This window comes from Pseudomonas sp. R1-7, from assembly GCF_051132105.1.
GTDB lineage: Bacteria > Pseudomonadota > Gammaproteobacteria > Pseudomonadales > Pseudomonadaceae > Aquipseudomonas.
Window position 1 is genome coordinate 2163576 of record NZ_CP071661.1, and the last position, 21785, is coordinate 2185360.

Below are 21785 nucleotides of genomic sequence, written 5' to 3' on the forward strand. Positions count from 1 at the left end.
AAACTCCGATGCTTTACCATAGTTCATTCACGCAAACGTTTGCGCGATCGTCGTGCGACGATTTTTGCTCACAATAATCATAAAATCGGAGTGAACCCATGAAGCTGCCATTCGCTGGACGCCTTCTCGCCGTCGCCATGCTCGCGGCTGCATCCGCCACGCTGCCTTTCTCCTCGGCGCTCGCCCAGACCCCGGAAAAACCCAAGGTTGCCCTGGTCATGAAATCCCTGGCCAACGAATTCTTCCTGACCATGGAAGACGGCGCCAAGGCTTACCAGAAAGAACACTCCGCCGACTTCGACCTGATCTCCAACGGGATCAAGGATGAAACCGATACCGCCAACCAGATTCGCATCGTTGAGCAAATGATCGTCTCCAAGGTCGATGCGCTGGTGATCGCGCCTGCCGATTCCAAGGCGATGGTGCCGGTCATCAAGAAAGCCGTCGACGCCGGCATCACCGTAATCAACATTGATAACCAACTCGACCCGGCGGTGGTCAAGAGCAAGAACATCACCGTGCCGTTCGTAGGCCCTGACAACCGCAAGGGCGCTCGCCTGGTGGGTGAATACCTGGCCAAGCAGCTCAAGGCCGGCGATGAGGTGGGCATTATCGAAGGCGTGTCGACCACCACCAACGCCCAGGCGCGCACCGCGGGCTTCAAGGACGCGATGGAGGCGGCACAGATCAAGGTCGTATCCCTGCAGTCCGGTGACTGGGAAATCAACAAGGGGAACCAGGTCGCCGCTTCGATGCTTAGCGAATACCCGAACATCAAGGCACTGCTGGCCGGTAACGACAGCATGGCGGTCGGCGCCGTCTCGGCCGTGCGCGCTGCGGGTAAGGCGGGCAAGGTGCAAGTAGTCGGCTACGACAACATCAACGCGATCAAGCCGATGCTCAAGGACGGTCGTGTCCTCGCGACGGCTGACCAGTTCGCTGCCAAACAGGCTGTGTTCGGCATCGAGACTGCCCTGAAGATCATCAAGGGTGAAAAAGTCGATAACGGCACCAACGGCGTCATTGAAACTCCGGTCGAGCTGGTGACCAAGCCGTAACCCTGGCGACACAACGGCGCTCGCCCGTCCGGGCGGGCGCATTGGAGAGTTTGTTATGTCCGTTCGCGACCCGAACGCTGTCCTGTGCGTCAGCGGTATCGGCAAGACTTATGCCCAGCCGGTACTGAGCGATATCAACCTGACGTTGATGCGCGGTGAAGTGCTGGCGCTGACCGGCGAAAATGGCGCCGGCAAAAGTACCCTGTCCAAAATCATCGGCGGGCTGGTCACGCCGACCACCGGGCAGATGCAGTTCCAGGGACAGGATTATCGCCCCGGCAGCCGGACCCAGGCGGAAGAGCAGGGCGTGCGCATGGTGATGCAGGAACTCAACCTGTTGCCGACCCTCTCCGTGGCCGAGAACCTGTTTCTCGACAACCTGCCCAGCCACGGCGGCTGGATCAGCCGCAAGCAATTGCGCAAGGCGGCGATCGAGGCCATGGCCCAGGTGGGGCTCGATGCAATCGATCCCGACACGCTGGTCGGAGAATTGGGGATCGGTCACCAGCAGATGGTGGAGATCGCCCGCAACCTGATCGGCGATTGCCATGTGCTGATTCTCGATGAACCGACCGCCATGCTGACGGCCCGCGAAGTCGAGATGCTCTTTGAGCAGATCACCCGCTTGCAGGCGCGCGGCGTGTCGATCATCTACATTTCCCATCGCCTCGAAGAATTGGCCCGTGTTGCCCAGCGCATTGCGGTGTTGCGCGATGGCAACCTGGTCTGCGTCGAGCCGATGGCCAACTACAACAGTGAGCAGTTGGTGACGCTGATGGTCGGTCGGGAGCTGGGCGAGCACATCGATCTGGGTCCGCGCCAGATTGGCGCCCCCGCGCTGACCGTGAAGGGCCTGACCCGCTCCGACAAGGTCCGTGATGTGTCTTTCGAAGTTCGCAGCGGGGAAATCTTCGGTATCTCCGGGCTGATCGGGGCTGGGCGCACGGAACTGCTGCGGCTGATCTTTGGTGCCGATGTGGCTGATAGCGGCACGGTGGCGTTGGGCTCGCCAACCAATGTGATCAGCATTCGCTCACCAGCCGATGCGGTGGCCCATGGCATCGCCCTGATCACCGAGGATCGCAAGGGCGAAGGCCTGCTGCTGACCCAATCCATCGCCGCCAACATTGCCTTAGGCAACATGCCGGAGATTTCCAGCGCCGGCCTGGTCGATGGCAGTGCGGAACAGGCCTTGGCGCAGCGGCAGATCGACGCCATGCGCATCCGCAGCTCCAGCCCGACGCAACTGGTGTCCGAACTGTCCGGTGGCAATCAACAGAAAGTCGTGATCGGTCGTTGGCTGGAGCGCGATTGCTCTGTGCTGCTGTTCGATGAGCCAACCCGCGGTATCGACGTCGGCGCCAAATTCGATATCTACGCGTTGCTCGGTGAGTTGACTCGCCAGGGCAAGGCCTTGGTCGTGGTGTCCAGCGACCTGAGGGAATTGATGTTGATCTGTGATCGGATCGGCGTGCTCTCGGCCGGGCGCCTGATTGACACGTTCGAGCGCGACAGCTGGACCCAGGATGACTTGCTTGCCGCCGCATTCGCCGGCTACCAGAAACGTGATGCGCTGCTCGACGAAGCAGCGCCTAGGGAACTCTCATGAAAACCGCACCTGCCGTCGGCAAATCCAATGGCAACTTTTATGGCCTCGGCACTTACCTGGGCCTGGCCGGCGCCTTGCTGGCCATGGTTGCGCTGTTCTCGGTCCTGAGCAGCCATTTTCTTTCCTATGACACCTTCAGCACCCTGGCGAACCAGATTCCCGACTTGATGGTGCTGGCGGTCGGCATGACGTTTATCCTAATCATCGGCGGCATCGACCTGTCGGTAGGCTCGGTGTTGGCGTTGGCGGCATCCACTGTCAGCGTGGCGATTCTCGGTTGGGGCTGGAGTGTCTGGCCGTCGGCCTTGCTCGGCATGGCCGTGGCGGCCTTGGCGGGTACGGTCACCGGTTCGATTACCGTGGCATGGCGCATTCCGTCGTTCATCGTCTCGCTGGGCGTGCTGGAGATGGCCCGGGGCCTTGCGTACCAGATGACCGGCTCGCGGACCGCCTATATAGGTGACTCCTTCGCTTGGCTGTCCAATCCGATTGCCTTCGGTATTTCGCCTTCGTTCATCATCGCCTTGCTGGTGATCTTCGTTGCCCAGGCGGTGCTGACCCGCACGGTGTTCGGCCGCTACCTGATCGGCATCGGCACCAACGAAGAGGCGGTGCGTTTGGCCGGCATCAACCCAAAACCCTACAAGATCCTGGTGTTCAGCCTGATGGGCTTGCTGGCCGGTGTCGCGGCGCTGTTCCAGATTTCGCGCCTGGAGGCGGCGGACCCCAACGCGGGTTCTGGGCTCGAGTTGCAAGTTATCGCGGCCGTGGTCATTGGCGGCACCAGCCTGATGGGTGGGCGTGGTTCGGTGATCAGCACTTTCTTCGGCGTGCTGATTATTTCCGTGCTGGCGGCGGGCCTGGCCCAGATCGGCGCGACCGAGCCGACCAAGCGCATCATTACCGGTGCGGTGATCGTGATTGCAGTGGTGCTCGATACGTACCGCAGCCAGCGCGCCAGTCGGCGGGCTTGAACCATGGCGACGATCAAGGATGTGGCGGCGCTCGCCGGGATTTCCTACACGACCGTGTCCCATGTGGTGAACAAGACGCGACCGGTCAGTGACGAGGTGCGGCGCAAGGTAGAAGCCGCCATCGAGCGGTTGGACTACGTGCCCAGCGCCGTGGCGCGCTCGCTCAAGGCCAAGACCACGGCCACCATTGGCTTGCTGGTGCCCAACAGCCTCAACCCGTACTTTGCCGAGCTGGCCCGGGGAATCGAGGATTATTGTGAGCGCAATGGCTACTGCGTGATCCTCTGCAACTCCGACGACAACCCGGACAAGCAGCGCAGTTATCTGCGGGTGCTGCTGGAAAAACGTATCGATGGATTGATCGTGGCGTCGGCCGGTGGCGATGTGGGCCTGGCCGAGGGCTTGACCAATGTGCGTACGCCGATGGTGATCGTGGACCGTGGCCTCGACGGAGTGGACGCGGACCTGGTCCGTATCGACCATGAATATGGCGCCTATCTGGCAACCCGGCATCTGCTGGACCTGGGGCATCGCGACATTGCCTTCATCGGCGGCCCGGCGGACACCAGCGTGGCGCAAATGCGCCTGGCGGGTTATTGCCGTGCGCTGGAGGAGGCGGGAATCGAGCTGCCGGTCGAGCGCATGCTGGAAAGCGATTTCACCAGTATCGGCGGTTACCGCGCGGCGGCCCGACTGCTTGAACAGCAACCGCCCAGTGCGATCTTCGCGGCCAACGACATGATCGGCATCGGTGCACTGCGCGCCGCCGCCGAACGCAACGTGCGCGTGCCCAGCGAATTGTCGATCATCGGCTTCGACGACATCCAGATGAGCCGTTACGTCTACCCGGCGCTCACCACGGTGGGGCAGTCGATCCTGGACCTGGGGGAGATGGCGGCCGAGGTGCTGCTTCGGCGGATCGCAACGCCGGGGCTTGCCACTGACCAGCGGATCGTGACGCCGAGCATTGTCTTGCGAGAATCGACTGCGCCGTTGTCCGGTACATTCGCCCAATACCGCTGAAACCGAATTGACGAGTAATGATGTATGCCAGCAAAAGTAGTGGTAATAGGCAGTCTGAACATGGACTTGGTAACGCGCGCGCCGCGTCTGCCCCGTGGTGGGGAAACCCTGATCGGAGAGTCGTTTTCCACCATCCCGGGTGGCAAGGGCGCCAACCAGGCGGTGGCTGCCGCGCGCCTGGGGGCGCAAGTGTCCATGGTCGGTTGTGTCGGCAATGACGCTTACGGGCAGCAGTTGCGTGGCGCGTTGTTGGCCGAGGGCATCGATTGCCAGGCGGTCAGCGTAGTGGAGGGTTCCAGCGGCGTGGCGCTGATTGTGGTCGACGACAACAGCCAGAACGCGATCGTTATCGTCGCCGGCGCCAACGGTGAGCTGACCCCCAGTGTCCTCGACAGTTTCGATTCAGTGCTGCAAGGCGCCGACGTGATCGTCTGCCAGCTTGAAGTGCCGGATGCCACCGTCGGGCATGCGCTCAAGCGCGGCCGTGAGCTCGGCAAGATCGTCATCCTCAACCCTGCGCCGGCCTCCCATGCCTTGCCGAGCGACTGGTATGCCTACGTCGACTACCTGATCCCCAACGAAAGCGAGGCGATGGTGCTCAGTGGCCTGGCCGTGGATTCTCTGGAAACCGCCGAAGCGGCGGCGACGCAATTGATCGCGGCCGGTGCCGGCAAGGTGATCGTAACGCTGGGCGCCCAGGGGTTGATGTTCGCCAACGGAACGAGCTTCGAACACTTCTCCGCGCCGCGGGTCAAGGCGGTGGACACCACGGCGGCCGGCGATACGTTTGTCGGCGGCTTCGCGGCGGCCTTGGCAAATGGCAAGAACGAAGTCGAGGCCATTCGGTTCGGCCAGGTCGCCGCTGCGCTGTCGGTCACCCGCGCGGGCGCGCAGCCCTCTATCCCTGCATTGCTCGAAGTACAGGCGTTCGAATCATGAAAAAGACTCCTTTGTTGAATATTGCCTTGTCACGCCTGATCGCCTCGCTCGGCCATGGCGACAAGGTGGTGATCGGTGACGCTGGGCTGCCGGTGCCGCCGCACGTCGAATTGATCGACCTTGCGTTGACCCACGGTATCCCCGATTTTGTCAGTACCTTGAACGTGCTGCTCAGTGAGATGCAGGTCGAACGCCATGTGCTGGCCGAGGAGATCCTCGACAAGCAACCGTCAGCCCTCGCCACGTTGGAGGCGCTGCATGCCGAAGGCGCGCTGGGTTCGCGGGAACTGGTGAGCCACGAGCAATTCAAGGTCCTTACGCGCGGGGCGAGGGCAATCATTCGTACCGGAGAATGTTCTCCGTACTGCAACGTGGTGCTGATCGCTGGCGTCACGTTCTAGATTTCATCCACCTGCACAAGGAGTGCGCCATGCACCGCTATGCTCGAAAAATGCATCAACTGTTGCGGAGTCTGCTGCTTTTGTCATTCATTACGGCTACAAGCGCCCAGGCGGCAGAAAAAATCGACTTGATCATCGACACCGATCCAGGCGCCGACGATGTGGTTGCGCTGTTGTTCGCCCTGGCATCCCCCGAGGAACTGCACATTCGCGCCTTGACCACCGTGGCGGGCAACGTGCGGCTGGACAAGACGTCGCGCAATGCGCGCCTGGCCCGTGAGTGGGCGGGGCGCGAAGAAGTGCCGGTCTATGCCGGCGCGCCGAAACCGTTGATGCGTACGCCTATCTATGCGGAAAACATCCATGGCAAGGAGGGTTTGTCGGGTGTCACGGTGCATGAACCGAAGAAAGGCTTGGCCGAAGGCAATGCCGTCAATTACCTGATCGACACGCTCAAGGCGGCCAAGCCCCACAGCATCACCATTGCCATGCTCGGTCCACAGACCAACCTGGCCTTGGCGCTGGTCCAGGAGCCTGGGATTGTCCAGGGCATCAAGGAAGTGGTGATCATGGGCGGCGCGCACTTCAACGGCGGCAATATCACGCCGGTGGCCGAATTCAATCTGTATGCCGATCCCCAGGCGGCAGAGATCGTTGCCAAAAGCGGTGTGAAGCTGACCTATCTACCGTTGGACGTGACCCACAAGATCCTCACCAGCGAGGCGCGCCTGAAGCAGATCGCGGCGCTGAACAACAATGCTAGCAAGTTGGTCGGCGATATTCTCAACGAATACGTCAAGGGCGACATGGAGCACTACGGGATGACGGGTGGGCCGGTGCACGACGCGACGGTGATTGCCTATCTGCTCAAGCCGCAGCTGTTTAGCGGGCGTTCTGTCAACCTGGTGGTGGACAGTCGTGAAGGCCCGACTTTCGGGCAGACCGTCGTCGATTGGTACGACGGCCTGAAGGCGCCAAAGAATGCTTTCTGGGTGAAGGATGGCGATGCCCAGGGGTTCTTCGATCTGCTGACCGAGCGATTGGCGCGTCTCAAGTAGCTCGTCTTGTGACGGCCCCGCGGGCTTTGGTCCGCGGGTGTCTTATTCAGTCGTCTCGATCATGCTCGGGTAACGCTCGAACGTCTGCCTGACGAAGTTCTGCGCGGCTTGCGTTCCCAGTTCTTTCACCAGCAGCTCGATGCTGATGATCGCCAGTTCTTCCGGGCTGCCTGGGCTGTATGAGCTGTGACCCTGCGCCCATTTGGCATTGATGGTGGCTTCGATGCTGACGGTGCTCATGGCGGGGGCTCGCAGGTTGGGAGGTCTGTAGGCTGAGTTAACCATTTTTGAAGTGGGTTTGGCAGTGCGACTTAGGCATCAGGCGAGCCCTGTGCGACACTCGGTTTTTTATTTTCGCGGGAGCCCCAGCGTGCAGATCGACTTGAAGGATCCTGAGAAATTCACCCTGAAGGCGGTGCGTGATTTGCTGGCTTGCGCCAGTGATGACGAGCATACCCAGTTGCGTGTGACCAAGGATGGCATCGCCTATATTTCTTCCGGTGTCGTAGGGGGCGTCGACATCGACGGTTTGCTGTTCCGGCTTGAAACCTGGGCGAAGGGCTCGGGGTATGTCGGAAAAGTCGCGGCAAGCGATGAGGTCTGGGTCATGCAGATCTACAACGCATTGAAAGAGAACTGGCCGAACCCGCCCTTCGATTACATCGACATTTACTAAGTGCCATTCATATTCAGTCACGATTCAGCGGTGAACAGAGGGCAGGGCTCAGGCAAACTGCCGTTTTTTCCGAGTGAGGGCACGATGATGGCCTTGGTGTTGAAACCAAGTTTCGTTTGGGTTGTCGCACGCTCTCTGGTAATTCATTGAAAAAGGAGGCTTCATGCCTTGGAAGCTCGCGTCACTGAGTACTTTGCTGGCCGCTGCGCTCTTGAGCGGTTGCAGCAGCACGTCCGAATCGACCCCTGATCCTGTGGCGGCCGACACCGGGCACAGCCGCTGCGAGGCGAAGGCTGCCGAGTTCGCGATTGGCAAGCAGGCCTCGCCCCAGTTGCTGGAGCAGGCGCGGACCCGTTCAGGCGCGCAAAACGCCCGTATCCTCAAGCCCAACGACATGGTGACGCTTGAGTACCGTTCCGATCGCCTGAATCTCAACACCGATGCGAACCTGGTGGTCAACCGGGTGAATTGCGGCTGAGGGCTTTATAGCTGGCCATAAAAAACCCCGTCACATGGACGGGGTTTTTTTAGCGCGCCGGGAAATTACTCTGGGCGAACTTGTGCAGCTTGCATACCCTTTTGGCCTTTCTCAGCCACGAAGGAAACGGTCTGGCCTTCTTTCAGGCTTTTGAAACCGTCGCTTTCGATAGCTTTGAAGTGTACGAACAGGTCGTCACCGCCACCTTGAGGAGTGATGAAGCCGAAGCCTTTTTCATCGTTGAACCATTTAACGGTGCCGGTTTGGCGATTAGACATGGTGTATCTCCAAGAAACATATATTTTCAGTGTACTGTGCTGCTCAGGCCAACTGGGCACACCCGGGTATCATAGTCGAAATGTTCGATTTGGGAGCCCCCCGGACGAGCTGTTTGCCAATCAGTCGTGTTTTCTTTACCGTCAGATCGGGCTGGAAGCCCCGGTTTAAAAGGCTTTCAGCCGAACGTAAAGACATTAAAAAAAGCTGAAAAACCTGCGTAAATCGTAGGAAAAAGCGCTTATTCAAGCCTTTTTATCCCTGTCAGGCGCCTTCCCAGCGCCCAATTCCCTATTTTTTCGCCGGCGGATTAGCCTTGCATTTGGCGATCTGGCCGAGTGCTTTCTGTTGCAGTTCCGGGGTGGCCTTGTTGTCCATCAACGCCTGGATATCACTGGCAGGGTAGGATTTGATCGCGTCGGCGCCGCAGGCACAGTGGGATTTGGCGGCTGCCGCGCCGATCTGTGGCGTTGCCGCCTGGGTGCACTGGGCCATGTATTTTTCGCGCTCGCCTTTTGGCCATTCGGCATGGGCGGTCAATGGCAGCAGCAGGGCGAGGGGGCCGACTACTGCGAAAAATGTGTTCAGACGCATGCTGGGATGCTCCTTTCGGGTCGATGTCTTGTTATCTGAGGGGTTGCAGGCGCTTCAGTTCAGCACTTTGGCATAAAAGCCGAGGTTTTACGCTCGCTTGAATGCAAGCGCGGCGATGACCGTTCATCTGTGCTAGCATGCCGGGCTCGGGTATTTTTCAGGCTCCGGATGACGACAGGTCCCGGTGGCGGTAAATGTTCGATTAACCCTGATTTGAATCCCAGTCACTCTGGTTCGGTTTTCCCGGTTGGCCGCAAGGCTCCTGCCGCTGTAAGGCAGGCGTTCGTCATTGAATGGCCTGGACTGGATCTTGTACTGGCTCATCCCAACCCACGTGACCTTTGGTAGGGGTCACCACTAGGAGAGGAGGCGCCATGCCAACTATTACTCTTCCCGACGGCAGTCAACGTTCATTCGATCACCCGGTTTCCGTAGCCGAGGTCGCCGCATCCATTGGCGCGGGCCTGGCCAAGGCCACCCTGGCCGGCAAGGTCAACGGCAAACTGGTCGATGCCAGTGATGTCATCGACAGCGATGCCACGCTGCAAATCATCACGCCAAAGGATGAAGAGGGGCTGGAGATCATTCGCCACTCTTGCGCACACCTGGTCGGCCATGCGGTCAAGCAGCTGTACCCGAGCGCGAAGATGGTCATCGGGCCGGTCATCGACGAAGGCTTCTATTACGACATCGCCTTCGAGCGTCCTTTTACCCCGGACGACATGGCGGCGATCGAGCAGCGCATGCAGCAGCTGATCGAAAAAGATTACGACGTCATCAAGAAAGTCACCCCGCGCGCCGAAGTCATCGAAGTCTTCAAGGCTCGTGGCGAGGATTACAAGCTGCGTCTGGTTGAAGACATGCCGGACGAGCAGGCCATGGGCCTGTATTACCACGAAGAATACGTCGACATGTGCCGTGGCCCGCACGTGCCGAACACGCGTTTCCTCAAATCCTTCAAGCTGACCAAGCTGTCCGGCGCCTACTGGCGTGGCGATGCGAAGAACGAACAGTTGCAGCGCGTCTACGGCACCGCCTGGGCGGATAAGAAGCAGCTTGCCGCCTACATCCAGCGCATCGAAGAAGCCGAGAAGCGCGATCACCGCAAGATCGGCAAGCGCCTGGGCCTTTTCCATACCCAGGAAGAATCTCCGGGCATGGTGTTCTGGCACCCGAACGGCTGGACGATGTATCAGGTGCTCGAGCAGTACATGCGCCAGGTCCAGCGTGAAAACGGCTATCTGGAAATCAAGACGCCGCAAGTGGTCGATCGCAGCCTGTGGGAGAAATCCGGGCACTGGGCCAATTACGCCGACAACATGTTCACCACCCAGTCGGAAAACCGCGACTACGCCATCAAGCCAATGAATTGCCCATGCCATGTGCAGGTGTTCAACCAAGGCCTGAAGAGCTACCGTGAGTTGCCGATGCGCCTGGCCGAGTTCGGTGCCTGCCACCGTAACGAGCCGTCGGGCGCGCTGCACGGCATCATGCGCGTGCGGGCGTTTACCCAGGACGACGCGCACATCTTCTGCACCGAAGAGCAGATGCAGGCCGAATCCGCTGCGTTCATCAAGCTGACCATGGACGTCTATCTCGACTTCGGCTTCACCGAAGTCGAAATGAAGCTGTCCACTCGTCCGGAAAAACGCGTCGGTTCCGACGAGCTGTGGGATCGCGCCGAGGCTGCGCTGGCCGCCGCCCTTGATAGTGCGGGCCTTGCGTACGATCTGCAGCCGGGCGAGGGCGCCTTCTACGGTCCGAAAATTGAATTCTCGCTGAAAGATTGCCTCGGTCGCGTCTGGCAATGTGGTACCTTGCAGCTCGATTTCAACCTGCCGATCCGTCTGGGCGCTGAATATGTGTCCGAAGACAACAGTCGCAAGCACCCGGTCATGCTTCACCGCGCGATCCTCGGTTCCTTCGAGCGTTTCGTCGGGATTTTGATCGAGCATTACGAGGGCGCGTTCCCCGCGTGGCTGGCGCCGACCCAGGCAGTGATCATGAATATCACTGATAAACAGGCAGATTTTGCCGCCGAGGTCGAAAAAACTCTCAATCAAAGCGGATTTCGTGCCAAGTCCGACTTGAGAAATGAAAAGATCGGCTTTAAAATCCGCGAGCATACTTTGCTCAAGGTTCCCTTTCTCTTGGTTATCGGAGATCGGGAGGTCGAGATGCAGACTGTCGCTGTGCGTACTCGTGAAGGTGCTGACCTGGGCTCGATGCCCGTCGCCGAATTCGCTGAGTTTCTCGCGCAAGCGGTTTCCCGGCGTGGTCGCCCAGATTCGGAGTAATTATTATTAAGCGTGAAATGAGACAAGATAAACGAGCTGCACCGAAAGCCCCGATCAACGAGAATATCTCGGCACGCGAGGTTCGGTTAATTGGCGCTGATGGCGAGCAGATTGGCATCGTCTCGATTGATGAAGCGCTTCGTATTGCTGAAGAAGCAAAGCTTGATCTGGTGGAAATCTCCGCCGACGCAGTCCCACCCGTTTGCCGGGTGATGGACTACGGCAAGTCGATCTTCGAGAAAAAGAAGCAGATTGCCGCGGCGAAGAAAAACCAGAAGCAGATTCAGGTAAAAGAAATCAAGTTTCGTCCAGGGACGGAGGAAGGGGATTACCAGGTAAAACTGCGCAACCTGGTACGTTTCCTGAGTGACGGGGACAGGGCCAAGGTATCCTTGCGATTCCGCGGCCGTGAGATGGCCCACCAGGAGCTGGGGATGGAACTCCTCAAGCGGGTTGAACAAGACCTGCTCGAGTACGGTTCGGTCGAACAGCATCCTAAGATGGAAGGACGCCAGCTGATCATGGTCATCGCCCCGAAAAAGAAGAAGTAATCACCAGGGCACGGCAGGCCTTGCGATTATGTTTATCAACTGAATGCGGAGTATCCGAACATGCCAAAGATGAAAACCAAAAGTGGTGCTGCTAAGCGGTTTCTGAAAACTGCTAACGGCATCAAGCACAAGCACGCTTTCAAGAGCCACATCCTGACCAAAATGTCGACCAAGCGTAAGCGTCAACTGCGCGGTAGCAGCTTGCTGCATCCGTCTGACGTGGCAAAAGTCGAGCGCATGCTGCGCCTTCGTTAATTTTTGGATCAAGAATAGAGGAAGTAACTCATGGCTCGTGTAAAGCGTGGCGTCATTGCCCGTAAGCGTCACAAGAAAATTATGAAACTTGCCAAAGGCTACTACGGTGCGCGTTCCCGCGTATTCCGTGTTGCCAAGCAAGCCGTAATCAAGGCAGGCCAATACGCCTACCGTGACCGTCGTCAGAAAAAGCGTCAGTTCCGCGCTCTGTGGATCGCTCGTATCAACGCTGGTGCTCGTACCTACGGTCTGTCCTACAGCCGTTTCATCGCCGGCCTGAAAAAAGCGTCCATCGAGATCGACCGTAAGGTTCTGGCTGATCTGGCAGTGAACGAAAAAGCGGCGTTTGCTGCGATTGTCGAGAAAGCTAAAGCCACCTTGGCTTAAGTACCCCCGGCAGTCACCGGGGCTCACCTTTGTGGGCTCGGGTGTCAAACGTCATAAATAGGGGAAGAGCCTTAAAGCTCTTCCCCTATTTTGTATCTGGAGTCTGTACATGGAAAACCTGGACGCGCTGGTCGCTCAAGCACTAGAGGCTGTGCAAAGCGCTGAAGATATCAATGCCCTGGAGCAAATCCGGGTTCACTACCTTGGCAAGAAAGGCGAGTTGACTCAGGTGATGAAGACCCTGGGGAACCTGCCGGCCGAAGAGCGTCCGCAGGTCGGTGCGCTGATCAATGTCGCCAAGGAGCGTGTCACAGAAGTCCTCAATGCGCGCAAGGCGCTGTTCGAGGAGGCGGACCTAGCTGCCAAACTCGCCGCCGAGTCCATCGACGTGACCCTGCCTGGCCGTGGCCAAGCTTGCGGTGGCCTGCATCCGGTGACCCGCACCCTGGAACGCATCGAGCAGTTCTTCACCCGTATCGGCTACGGCATTGCCGAGGGGCCTGAGGTCGAAGACGACTATCACAACTTCGAGGCGCTCAACATCCCAGGCCATCACCCGGCCCGGTCGATGCATGACACCTTCTATTTCAATGCGAACATGCTGTTGCGCACCCATACCTCGCCGGTACAGGTCCGCACCATGGAATCGCAGCAGCCGCCGATCCGCATCGTCTGCCCAGGCCGTGTGTACCGCAGCGACTCCGATATCACCCATTCGCCGATGTTCCACCAGGTCGAAGGCCTGCTGGTGGATCGCGACATCAATTTCGCCGACCTGAAAGGGACTATCGAAGAGTTCCTGCGGGTGTTCTTCGAGAAAGAACTGGCCGTGCGTTTCCGCCCTTCGTACTTCCCATTCACCGAGCCATCGGCCGAAGTCGACATGGAATGCGTGATGTGCAGCGGCAAGGGCTGCCGTGTCTGCAAGCAGACCGGTTGGCTGGAAGTCATGGGCTGCGGCATGGTTCATCCGAACGTGCTGCGCATGTCCGGGATCGACCCGGAAGAATTCTCGGGCTTTGCTTTCGGCATGGGTGTCGAGCGCCTGGCCATGCTGCGTTACGGCGTGAACGACTTGCGTCTGTTCTTCGACAACGACTTGCGGTTCCTCGCGCAATTTCGCTAGTCGTAACGAATCTTTAGGAGAGCAGGATGAAATTCAGTGAACAGTGGCTGCGCGGCTGGGTTAGCCCGCAGGTAAGCCAGGACGAGCTGGTTGCTCGCCTGTCGATGGCCGGCCTCGAGGTCGATAGCGTGACGCCGGCCGCCGGTGCATTCAGCGGCGTAGTGGTGGGGGAGGTGCTGAGCACCGAGCAGCACCCTGACGCCGACAAATTGCGGGTTTGCCAGGTCAGCAATGGCGCGGAAACTTTCCAGGTCGTGTGCGGTGCGCCAAACGTGCGTCCGGGCCTGAAGATCCCGTTCGCCATGATCGGCGCCGAACTGCCGGGCGATTTCAAGATCAAGAAAGCCAAGCTGCGCGGCGTCGAATCCAACGGCATGTTGTGTTCCCAGGCCGAACTGCAGATTGGCGAAGGCAATGATGGCCTGATGGAGCTGCCAGCGGATGCACCGGTTGGCAAGGACTTCCGTGAATACCTGGAGCTGGACGATGCGAGCATCGAAGTCGACCTGACACCGAACCGCGGCGACTGCCTGTCGGTGGCTGGCCTGGCCCGTGAAGTTGGTGCGTTGTACGGCGCCCCGGTCACTCGTCCGGTGGTCGCGAGCGTCCCGGCCGTGCATGACGAAGTCCGTCCGGTGGAAGTCCTGGCACCGACTGCATGCCCGCGCTATCTGGGGCGCGTGATTCGTAACGTCGACCTGTCCAAGCCGACGCCGCTGTGGATGGTCGAGCGCCTGCGACGCTCCGAGGTGCGTAGCATCGACGCGGCCGTCGACATTACCAACTACGTAATGCTTGAGCTGGGTCAGCCGCTGCATGCATTCGATCTCGCCGAAATCAACGGCGGCATCCGTGTGCGCATGGCTGAGGAAGGCGAAAAGCTGGTATTGCTCGATGGCCAGGAAGTGGCCCTGCGCAGCGATACACTGGTGATTGCCGACCATACCCGCGCCTTGGCGATTGCCGGCGTGATGGGCGGTGAGCACAGCGGTGTCTCCGCCACGACCCGTGACGTATTCCTCGAAAGCGCATTCTTCGACCAGATCGCTGTCGCCGGCAAGGCTCGCTCCTATGGCCTGCACACAGACGCCTCGCACCGCTATGAGCGTGGCGTGGACTGGCAACTGGCCCGTGAAGCCATGGAGCGCGCCACTGGCCTGCTGCTGGAAATCACCGGTGGCGAAGCCGGCCCGATCATCGAGACCGTCAGCGAGCAGCACCTGCCGAAGATCGCACCGGTTACCCTGCGCGCCCAGCGCATCACCCAGATGCTCGGCATGGAAATGGACCAGGCCGAAGTCGAGCGCCTGCTCAGCGCCTTGGGCCTGACCATCCGTGCCGATGGGGAAGGGCAATGGCAAGTCGAAGTACCGAGCCATCGCTTCGATATCAGCCTGGAAGTCGACCTGATCGAAGAGCTGGCCCGCCTATACGGTTACAACCGCCTGCCGGTTCGCTACCCGCAAGCGCGCCTGGCCCCTCAGGCCAAGGCCGAAGCTCGCAGCGACCTGCCAGAATTGCGTCGCCTGCTCGTGGCGCGTGGGTATCAGGAAGCGATCACCTACAGCTTCATCGATCCGCGCCAATTTGAACTGTTCAACCCAGGCGTCCAGCCACTGCTGCTGGCCAACCCGATCTCCAATGACATGGCGGCCATGCGCTCGTCCCTGTGGCCGGGCCTGGTCAAGTCGCTTCAGCACAACCTGAACCGCCAACAGGATCGCGTGCGCTTGTTCGAAAGCGGCCTGCGCTTCGTCGGTCAGTTGGACGGCTTGAAACAAGAGCCGATGCTCGCCGGTGTCGTCTGTGGCAGCCGCCTGCCGGAAGGTTGGGCACAAGGCCGTGATGGCGTGGACTTCTTCGACGTCAAGGCTGATGTGGAAGCGGTGCTGGGCTTTGCCGGTGCGCTCGACGCGTTCACCTTTGTTCCAGGCAAGCATCCGGCGCTGCACCCAGGCCAGACCGCGCGCATCGAGCGAGACGGTCGCGAAGTCGGTTATATCGGCGCGATCCACCCTGAGCTGTCCAAGACCCTGGGTCTCGACCGTCCAGTCTTCGTTTTCGAGCTGGTCCTGGCCGAAGTCGCCCAAGGAAAAATGCCGAAATTCCAGGAGTTATCGCGCTTTCCTGAAGTGCGTCGCGACCTCGCCCTGGTGGCCGATGTTGGCGTTGCATCCAGTGCGGTACTGGCAGTAATTCGTGAAAATGCAGGCGAATGGCTGACGGACCTCAGGCTATTTGACGTGTATCAGGGTAAAGGCATTGATCCGCATAGAAAAAGCCTTGCAGTCGGCTTGACCTGGCAGCATCCATCGCGCACTCTTAATGACGATGAGGTGAATACCGCAACGCAGAATATCCTCACCTCGCTCGAACACAGGTTGAACGCCACGTTAAGGAAGTGACGTATGGGGGCTCTGACGAAAGCTGAGATGGCGGAACGTCTGTATGAGGAGTTGGGCCTGAATAAACGGGAGGCCAAAGAATTGGTCGAACTGTTTTTCGAAGAAATCAGGCACGCTCTCGAAGACAACGAGCAGGTCAAGTTGTCCGGTTTCGGCAACTTCGACCTTCGGGACAAACGCCAGCGGCCTGGCCGCAATCCGAAAACGGGGGAAGAAATCCCGATCACGGCTCGCCGTGTGGTCACCTTTCGTCCAGGGCAGAAGTTGAAGGCCCGAGTTGAGGCTTATGCTGGAACCAAGTCATAACGACGAGCTACCCGTCATCCCTGGCAAACGCTACTTCACCATTGGTGAAGTCAGCGAGCTGTGTGCGGTCAAACCGCACGTACTGCGCTATTGGGAGCAGGAGTTTCCTCAGCTCAACCCGGTCAAGCGCCGCGGAAACCGCCGGTATTATCAGCGCCAGGACGTGCTGATGATCCGGCAGATCCGCGCGTTGTTGTACGACCAGGGGTTCACCATCGGCGGCGCGCGCCTGCGCCTCTCCGGTGATGAGGCCAAGGACGACACAACCCAGTACAAACAAATGATCCGCCAGATGATCGCCGAGCTTGAAGATGTGCTGGTGGTGCTCAAGAAATAAATTTCTGCTTTTAAATACTTCCAGTTTTCAAAAGCTTGCGATATATTCCTGAGCGTTCCGTTGAGAAGCGGAACAAGATTCACGCCTAGTCGGGGCGTAGCGCAGTCCGGTAGCGCACTAGCATGGGGTGCTAGGGGTCGAGTGTTCGAATCACTCCGTCCCGACCATATTTTTCAATGACTTAGCCCAACTCTAACCAGTTGGGCTTTTTCATTGGTGGGGAGTTTTTCGGGACTCCATGCCCGGCTCCTCAGCCGGGCTTATATTGTCCGCTGTAGAACTTATTTCCCCCCAGTCACATCAAGAAACGTCCCAGTCACAAACGATGCCTCCCCACTTGCCAGCCACAGAATGGCCCGCGCCACTTCCTCCGGTTGACCGCCACGCCCCATGGGAATCGAGTCCTTGACCCGATCGACCCGTCCCGGCTCGCCGCCGCTGGCGTGCATGTCGGTGTAGATGTGCCCGGGGCGGATGCAGTTGACGCGGATGCCTTCCCGGGCCACCTCTTTGGCGAACCCGATGGTAAACGTTTCGAGCGCCCCCTTTGACGCTGCATAGTCGACATATTCATTGGGGCTACCGAGGCGTGCCGATGCCGAGGAGATATTGATCACGACGCCGCCCGGGCCGTTGTGCCGGTAGGCCATGCGTTTTACCGCCTGCTGGGCGCAGAGGATCGGGCCGATGGCGTTGACTGCGAAGATGCGCTGCATGCGCTCGAAGCCGAGGTCTTCGAGGCGTGACTGGGCTGACAGCACCCCGGCGTTGTTGACCAGGACGTCGATGCGTCCGAACGAGCGGTCGATGGACGTGAATAAATCGGCGACCTGTTTGGGCTGCGAACTGTCCGCACGGACGGCCAATGCGCGTCGCCCCATTGCCTCGACATCTGCCACCACTTCCAGCGCGGCAGACTCGTTGGCGACGTAGCTGATGGCAACGTCGTAGCCTTGTGCGGCGGCGAGCCGTGCGGTGGCGGCACCCACGCCGCGGCTTCCGCCGGTTATCAGGATCAGGGGTGTCTGCGAGGTCTTGGTCATTGGAAGTTTCCTCCTGAACAGTGGGTCGGGTCAGCCGATGATGAAGATGCCGCCGGCGATCACCACGCACGCCAGGACCCGGCGGGCGGTGAGTGTCTCGCCGAGGAACAGGTAGCCGATCAATGCCGCGAACAACACGCTGGTTTCGCGCAATGCCGATACCGCGCCCAGAGGCGCTTCGTTCATGGCGTAGATGACAATTGCGTAGGCGAGCAGAGAGACCAGCCCGCCGACCGAGGCGGCGAGTATTCCTGGGCGCACGGAAAATAAGCTGCGGGCATCGCGCAGGCCGATGTACACCAGAGGCATCAACACGCCCCACAAGGCGCACATCCATACCGTGTAGGCCAGCGGCGCGCCGGAGAGTCTGGCGCCGATGCCGTCGACGACGCTGTAGGCCGCGATGAAACAACCGGTCCCCAGGGCATAGGGCAGGCTGGGAACCGACAGGCTGCGTCCCCGGAAGGCCAGCGAAATGATTCCGCCCGACACGAGCCCGATACCGAGCAACTCGCCGGGGGTAATGCTTTCTCCGGCAAAGACTGCGGCCCCGAGCGTGATCAGCGCCGGTGACGAGCCGCGTGAGATCGGATAGATCTGCCCCAGGTCGCCGACCCGGTAGCTGCGTACCAAAAACAGGTTGTAGCCGACATGCAGCAATGCTGAAAGTATCCCATAGCCCCAGCTGGCCGGCGCCGGTGGCGGCATGAAAGCTGCAGCGATGACACTGGCGATGGCGATGACGATGCACATCACCGTCATTGACCAGAGTCGATCGGAGCCGCCACGCAGCAAGGCATTCCAGCTGGCATGCAGGAGCGCGGCGAACAGAACCAGCAGGACGATATGAATAGGCATGGTCGCCATTCTAGGCAGCCCGACGGGCGGACTTACAGAGAAGTCTCCTCATTGCTTCATGAGTAAACCTTCATGCATCAGTCGTAGGCGTCTTGAACTTTCAACGCTTCGCTGGTCAACCATTGGCGAAAGCTGACGATGTGCGGTTGCGATTCGATGCCCTTGGGGCAGACAAAGTAATAGGCAAGCGGCGATGGGTACGGCACATCGAACAATCGCACCAGCCGGCCATCGCTGATTTCGGTTTCAACATGGCCGCTGCGGACCAAGGCCACACCTTGTCCGAGCAGCGCCGCCTCCACCGTCATGTTGGTGTCGCCGAACCTGACGCTCTCCTTGAGCGGCAAGAATTCCAGGCCGACTTTTTCAAACCAGTCCTCCCATTTCGGGACCAGCTCGGCGCCATCGCGGGTCAGCAGCGGGTAATGCAGCAGTTCGGCGGGGCTGTGTGGCGTGCCGAAGCGCTGCAGCAGATCGGGACTTGCCACGGGGAACACCTGCTCGCCGAACAGGAACTCCGAGTACAGGCCGGGGTAGTTGCCTTTGCCGAGCCGGATCGCGACGTCGGCTTGGGCGCTGGAGAAATGGATGATCTTGTCCGTGGTGTCCAGCGAGACCAGCAGTTCCGGATAGTGGCGGGAAAGCCCCGGCAAGCGTGGCAACAGCCATTTCAGCGCGAAGGAATAGGTGGTGCTGACTTCGAGCTTGACCCTGCCTTTTTGTTCTCGAAGATCGCCCAAGGTCGCTTCCAGGCTCATGAAGAATTCCCGCACGATGGGCGCCAGCGTAGCCCCCGCGGCCGTAAGGGTGAGTGATTTGCCCCGCTCGAACAACTGCAGTCCCCACAGCGCTTCCAGGTGCTTGAGCTGATGACTGACTGCGCTCTGTGTCACATGCAGCTCCTGCGCGGCAGCAGTAAACGTGGGATGTCGGGTGGCGACTTCAAAGGCACGCAATGTGGCGGTCGGTGGCAGGTCTCTCATTAACGTATCCCGGCAATTCGGCGCAAAAGCGCATCATGAGCGTTAGCTCATGATAGAGCCATACCTTGAGTTGGCGCGGTTTCTAGACGCTGGTCGCCGGATCGACCAGGGACTGCCGATACTGGGCTTCGTCGACTTCAGTCAGCGTTGCATAGCCGTCGTAGTGGTAGATTCGATGGCTGTCTCGGGCATAACGCTCATCCAGGAATTCGAAGGTGGCCAGGTCGATACGCTTGGCGCTCACCGGCCTTCGATGGCAGAACAACTTGCGCGTGCCCAATTGCAGGAAATCGGGATGCGGCACGCGGATTTCGTCAGGGTCGAACGCCACATCAAGGGGCTTGCCCTCCGAGAGAATCAGTGCAGGGCTGACGGCGTAGGTACCGAGGATGCGGGTATCGGCGGGATGCAGGCGTTTTTTCGCCTCGCCGTAGTAATACACCGTGTCTTGGTCCCTCGCCCAGCCATGCCCACACGACTCGAACGTGGCAAGTTGTGCCTTACGAATCGGTTCGGGCGGATGATAGAAAACCCGGTGGCAGAACACGCTCTTGCCGTCCGTCAGGTAGGGCCCGCCGAGTGCGCGGAAACGCTCCACGGGCTCTTGGGAAAAACGTTCGGGCACTTGCGTCTCGGCGTTATGGAACGGGATCAAGTACAAACCATGTGCGTCGCCGCATAAGTGCTTGCCGAGCAACTTGAAACTCGCGGCGTCCAGCCCGTTGATGACACGCCCATGGAAATAAACCTGGCCGCCCACTTCGAAACCGAGGCCGATAGCCTGTAATGGCGCTGTTTCAGCGGGCGTTTGCTTGGCATCCGGCGGTGCCTGTAAATCGTGCCACCAATAACCTTGCAACTGCGGATGGGCCTCGAAGTAGGGCGCCCATGCCTCTTGCATCGCTGCATCGATGATCCCGCCAGAGCCCAGCGGGCCATGCTTGTCACCCGCCAGCACGGGCCGGTAATCCTCATCATTTTGACGGCGCTGAAACACCACGAAGCTTTCGACGTCGACATCCAGGCGTTGCTGGCGCCTGTAGACGTGTTGATGGTCGCGGTAATAATCGAACCCCAGATGTCGGAAGCTCGGACCGTGGGCGCCACGCAGCCGGGTCCCCGCGGCGTAGACGAACGAGTCGTCTACGGCAAAATAGTCATCCTCGCATTCACTGCTGCCGACCACGCGGCCGCACCCGTCAAACACCGGCTGGTAACGCTTGAGTAGCCGGAAGTCGCCAACGTAGCGGACGGATTTGCCGGTCAGGTAATAGGCGCGTCGGCTGTCCTTGGCGTAGCGTTCGTTAAGCACGGTGAAAGTTGCCAGGTCGGCATCGTCGATGCGGTAGAAGTATTCGTAAGAGATGCTCGAGCCTTGCTGCGCTTGCACGATGATCGACTGCCCATCCGTTCCCCAGCGCTGGGCGAGCATCTGGAAACTGTCCGGGTTTGCGATCGGCAGCGGCGTGCCGTCCTTCTGGTTCAAGGGCTTGAACCCCTTGTAGACCTGACCGTCTATGACTCGATAGGCAGGATGGTTGCAATACCGCACCCGGACCGTGGCGCTGACGAGGAATTGCCCTTGCAGAAAGATGCTCGCCCCGTCGCTGAACAGGGCGGAGGCTGAAGTCACCGAGGCAGGTGATTGCCGCAACAGCGCCAGGCTGTCGGGTCGAGCCTCCGGCATCCGGGTGATCCAAGACTCGCCGAACCAATAGGCGCTGGTTTCGTCACGCCAGTACTGGTGGCCGAGGTTTTCCAGCTTCTCGTTGAATCGAAACGGCAGCGCCTGAAGCGCTTGGTAGCCGTGACGCGCCCGGTAGGCGGGGAGCAAGTAGTAATCGTGCAAAGCGTCCCGCAACAGCCAAGGGTTGCATCGATGCCGCCAGACTGGCTGGCCGGTGAGCAAGGGCGAGGGCGGATAGCCCCCATCGCTGGCCGATTGTGCTATCGCATCAGGTCGTGTGCCTTCAGGGTTGAGCAGGATGTACACATCGGGCACCCGCCCGTCGCCCAGTAGCACACCGTCCGCGAACGCGAAGCCTTGATGCCATTCGAGGTCGAGCGGCTCCCATTCGACAAGAGCGGTCTCTGTGTCTGTCATATTGTTGCGACCTGAACGTCCGATGGGTAGGCAATGATTGCGGTTTA

Annotated in this window: 24 protein-coding genes and 1 tRNA gene; 18 read left to right on the forward strand and 7 right to left on the reverse strand. The window is 59.7% G+C overall.

Annotated features, from left to right (window positions below; genetic code table 11):
- Nucleotides 1–98: 98 nt before the first annotated feature.
- The 7 genes from J3P79_RS09770 to J3P79_RS09800 are packed head-to-tail and all read left to right on the forward strand — an operon-like array spanning nt 99 to nt 7062.
- Nucleotides 99–1058, forward strand: coding sequence for a sugar ABC transporter substrate-binding protein (locus J3P79_RS09770; RefSeq protein ID WP_434610024.1), 960 nt, complete (start codon nt 99–101; stop codon nt 1056–1058).
- A gap of 55 nt (nt 1059–1113) precedes the next feature.
- Nucleotides 1114–2667 (forward strand): sugar ABC transporter ATP-binding protein, encoded by a 1554-nt coding sequence (locus J3P79_RS09775; RefSeq protein WP_434610026.1) that lies wholly within the window; start codon nt 1114–1116, stop codon nt 2665–2667.
- Nucleotides 2664–3641, forward strand: coding sequence for an ABC transporter permease (locus J3P79_RS09780; protein WP_434610027.1), 978 nt, complete (start codon nt 2664–2666; stop codon nt 3639–3641). Before J3P79_RS09775 ends, J3P79_RS09780 begins: the two co-directional genes overlap by 4 nt.
- Before the next feature lie 3 nt (nt 3642–3644).
- Entirely contained in the window at nt 3645–4664 is a 1020-nt protein-coding gene (locus J3P79_RS09785; RefSeq protein ID WP_039592823.1) for a LacI family DNA-binding transcriptional regulator, read from the forward strand.
- Between the two features lie 24 nt (nt 4665–4688).
- Entirely contained in the window at nt 4689–5603 is a 915-nt protein-coding gene (rbsK, locus tag J3P79_RS09790; RefSeq protein WP_434610029.1) for a ribokinase, read from the forward strand.
- Nucleotides 5600–6004: a D-ribose pyranase gene (gene rbsD, locus J3P79_RS09795; protein ID WP_434610032.1), complete on the forward strand. Its 405-nt coding sequence runs from the start codon at nt 5600–5602 to the stop codon at nt 6002–6004. The genes rbsK and rbsD overlap by 4 nt, the downstream gene beginning before the upstream one ends.
- A gap of 29 nt (nt 6005–6033) precedes the next feature.
- Nucleotides 6034–7062, forward strand: a complete 1029-nt coding sequence (locus J3P79_RS09800; RefSeq protein WP_434610034.1) for a nucleoside hydrolase — start codon at nt 6034–6036, stop codon at nt 7060–7062.
- 42 nt (nt 7063–7104) lie between these two features.
- Here the strand turns inward: J3P79_RS09800 and J3P79_RS09805 are convergent, their stop codons facing one another.
- The gene (locus J3P79_RS09805; protein WP_434610036.1) at nt 7105–7302 is read right to left on the reverse strand and encodes a hypothetical protein; all 198 of its coding nucleotides are present in this window, start codon (nt 7300–7302) and stop codon (nt 7105–7107) included.
- Between the two features lie 130 nt (nt 7303–7432).
- Between J3P79_RS09805 and J3P79_RS09810 the strand changes: the two genes are divergently transcribed.
- Nucleotides 7433–7738 carry a hypothetical protein gene (locus J3P79_RS09810; RefSeq protein ID WP_434610038.1) on the forward strand — a complete coding sequence of 102 codons (306 nt, stop codon included), beginning with the start codon at nt 7433–7435 and terminating at the stop codon, nt 7736–7738.
- 163 nt (nt 7739–7901) lie between these two features.
- Nucleotides 7902–8216, forward strand: a complete 315-nt coding sequence (locus J3P79_RS09815) for an I78 family peptidase inhibitor (RefSeq protein WP_039592829.1) — start codon at nt 7902–7904, stop codon at nt 8214–8216.
- A 65-nt stretch (nt 8217–8281) separates the two neighbouring features.
- Here the strand turns inward: J3P79_RS09815 and J3P79_RS09820 are convergent, their stop codons facing one another.
- Entirely contained in the window at nt 8282–8494 is a 213-nt protein-coding gene (locus tag J3P79_RS09820) for a cold-shock protein (protein WP_003179963.1), read from the reverse strand.
- A gap of 289 nt (nt 8495–8783) precedes the next feature.
- Nucleotides 8784–9086, reverse strand: a complete 303-nt coding sequence (locus J3P79_RS09825; RefSeq protein ID WP_434610040.1) for a hypothetical protein — start codon at nt 9084–9086, stop codon at nt 8784–8786.
- 374 nt (nt 9087–9460) lie between these two features.
- Between J3P79_RS09825 and thrS the strand changes: the two genes are divergently transcribed.
- The 9 genes from thrS (at nt 9461) to J3P79_RS09870 (ending at nt 16917) form a co-directional block, all read left to right on the forward strand.
- Complete coding sequence (gene thrS, locus J3P79_RS09830) at nt 9461–11383, forward strand: threonine--tRNA ligase (RefSeq protein ID WP_434610042.1); 1923 nt, start codon at nt 9461–9463, stop codon at nt 11381–11383.
- Nucleotides 11383–11934, forward strand: coding sequence for a translation initiation factor IF-3 (gene infC / locus J3P79_RS09835; RefSeq protein ID WP_169432615.1), 552 nt, complete (start codon nt 11383–11385; stop codon nt 11932–11934). The genes thrS and infC overlap by 1 nt, the downstream gene beginning before the upstream one ends.
- A gap of 60 nt (nt 11935–11994) precedes the next feature.
- Nucleotides 11995–12189, forward strand: a complete 195-nt coding sequence (gene rpmI / locus J3P79_RS09840; RefSeq protein WP_002553160.1) for a 50S ribosomal protein L35 — start codon at nt 11995–11997, stop codon at nt 12187–12189.
- A 30-nt stretch (nt 12190–12219) separates the two neighbouring features.
- The gene (rplT, locus tag J3P79_RS09845; RefSeq protein WP_039592831.1) at nt 12220–12576 is read left to right on the forward strand and encodes a 50S ribosomal protein L20; all 357 of its coding nucleotides are present in this window, start codon (nt 12220–12222) and stop codon (nt 12574–12576) included.
- Between the two features lie 109 nt (nt 12577–12685).
- Nucleotides 12686–13702: a phenylalanine--tRNA ligase subunit alpha gene (pheS, locus tag J3P79_RS09850; protein WP_434610044.1), complete on the forward strand. Its 1017-nt coding sequence runs from the start codon at nt 12686–12688 to the stop codon at nt 13700–13702.
- 26 nt (nt 13703–13728) lie between these two features.
- Complete coding sequence (gene pheT, locus J3P79_RS09855; RefSeq protein ID WP_434610046.1) at nt 13729–16107, forward strand: phenylalanine--tRNA ligase subunit beta; 2379 nt, start codon at nt 13729–13731, stop codon at nt 16105–16107.
- Nucleotides 16108–16110: 3 nt separating this feature from the next.
- Nucleotides 16111–16413 (forward strand): integration host factor subunit alpha, encoded by a 303-nt coding sequence (ihfA, locus tag J3P79_RS09860; RefSeq protein WP_002553164.1) that lies wholly within the window; start codon nt 16111–16113, stop codon nt 16411–16413.
- Nucleotides 16394–16750: a MerR family transcriptional regulator gene (locus J3P79_RS09865; RefSeq protein ID WP_003179985.1), complete on the forward strand. Its 357-nt coding sequence runs from the start codon at nt 16394–16396 to the stop codon at nt 16748–16750. The genes ihfA and J3P79_RS09865 overlap by 20 nt, the downstream gene beginning before the upstream one ends.
- 90 nt (nt 16751–16840) lie before the next feature.
- A tRNA-Pro gene (locus J3P79_RS09870) sits at nt 16841–16917 on the forward strand.
- Nucleotides 16918–17031: 114 nt separating this feature from the next.
- Here the strand turns inward: J3P79_RS09870 and J3P79_RS09875 are convergent.
- The 4 genes from J3P79_RS09875 to J3P79_RS09890 all read right to left on the reverse strand — a co-directional run bounded on the left by J3P79_RS09875 (nt 17032) and on the right by J3P79_RS09890 (nt 21738).
- The gene (locus J3P79_RS09875; protein ID WP_434610047.1) at nt 17032–17793 is read right to left on the reverse strand and encodes an SDR family oxidoreductase; all 762 of its coding nucleotides are present in this window, start codon (nt 17791–17793) and stop codon (nt 17032–17034) included.
- A 30-nt stretch (nt 17794–17823) separates the two neighbouring features.
- The gene (locus J3P79_RS09880) at nt 17824–18651 is read right to left on the reverse strand and encodes an EamA family transporter (protein WP_434610050.1); all 828 of its coding nucleotides are present in this window, start codon (nt 18649–18651) and stop codon (nt 17824–17826) included.
- 77 nt (nt 18652–18728) lie between these two features.
- Nucleotides 18729–19634, reverse strand: coding sequence for a transcriptional regulator GcvA (gcvA, locus tag J3P79_RS09885; RefSeq protein WP_434610052.1), 906 nt, complete (start codon nt 19632–19634; stop codon nt 18729–18731).
- Between the two features lie 82 nt (nt 19635–19716).
- Entirely contained in the window at nt 19717–21738 is a 2022-nt protein-coding gene (locus J3P79_RS09890) for a DKNYY domain-containing protein (protein ID WP_434610053.1), read from the reverse strand.
- Between the last annotated feature and the right edge of the window lie 47 nt (nt 21739–21785).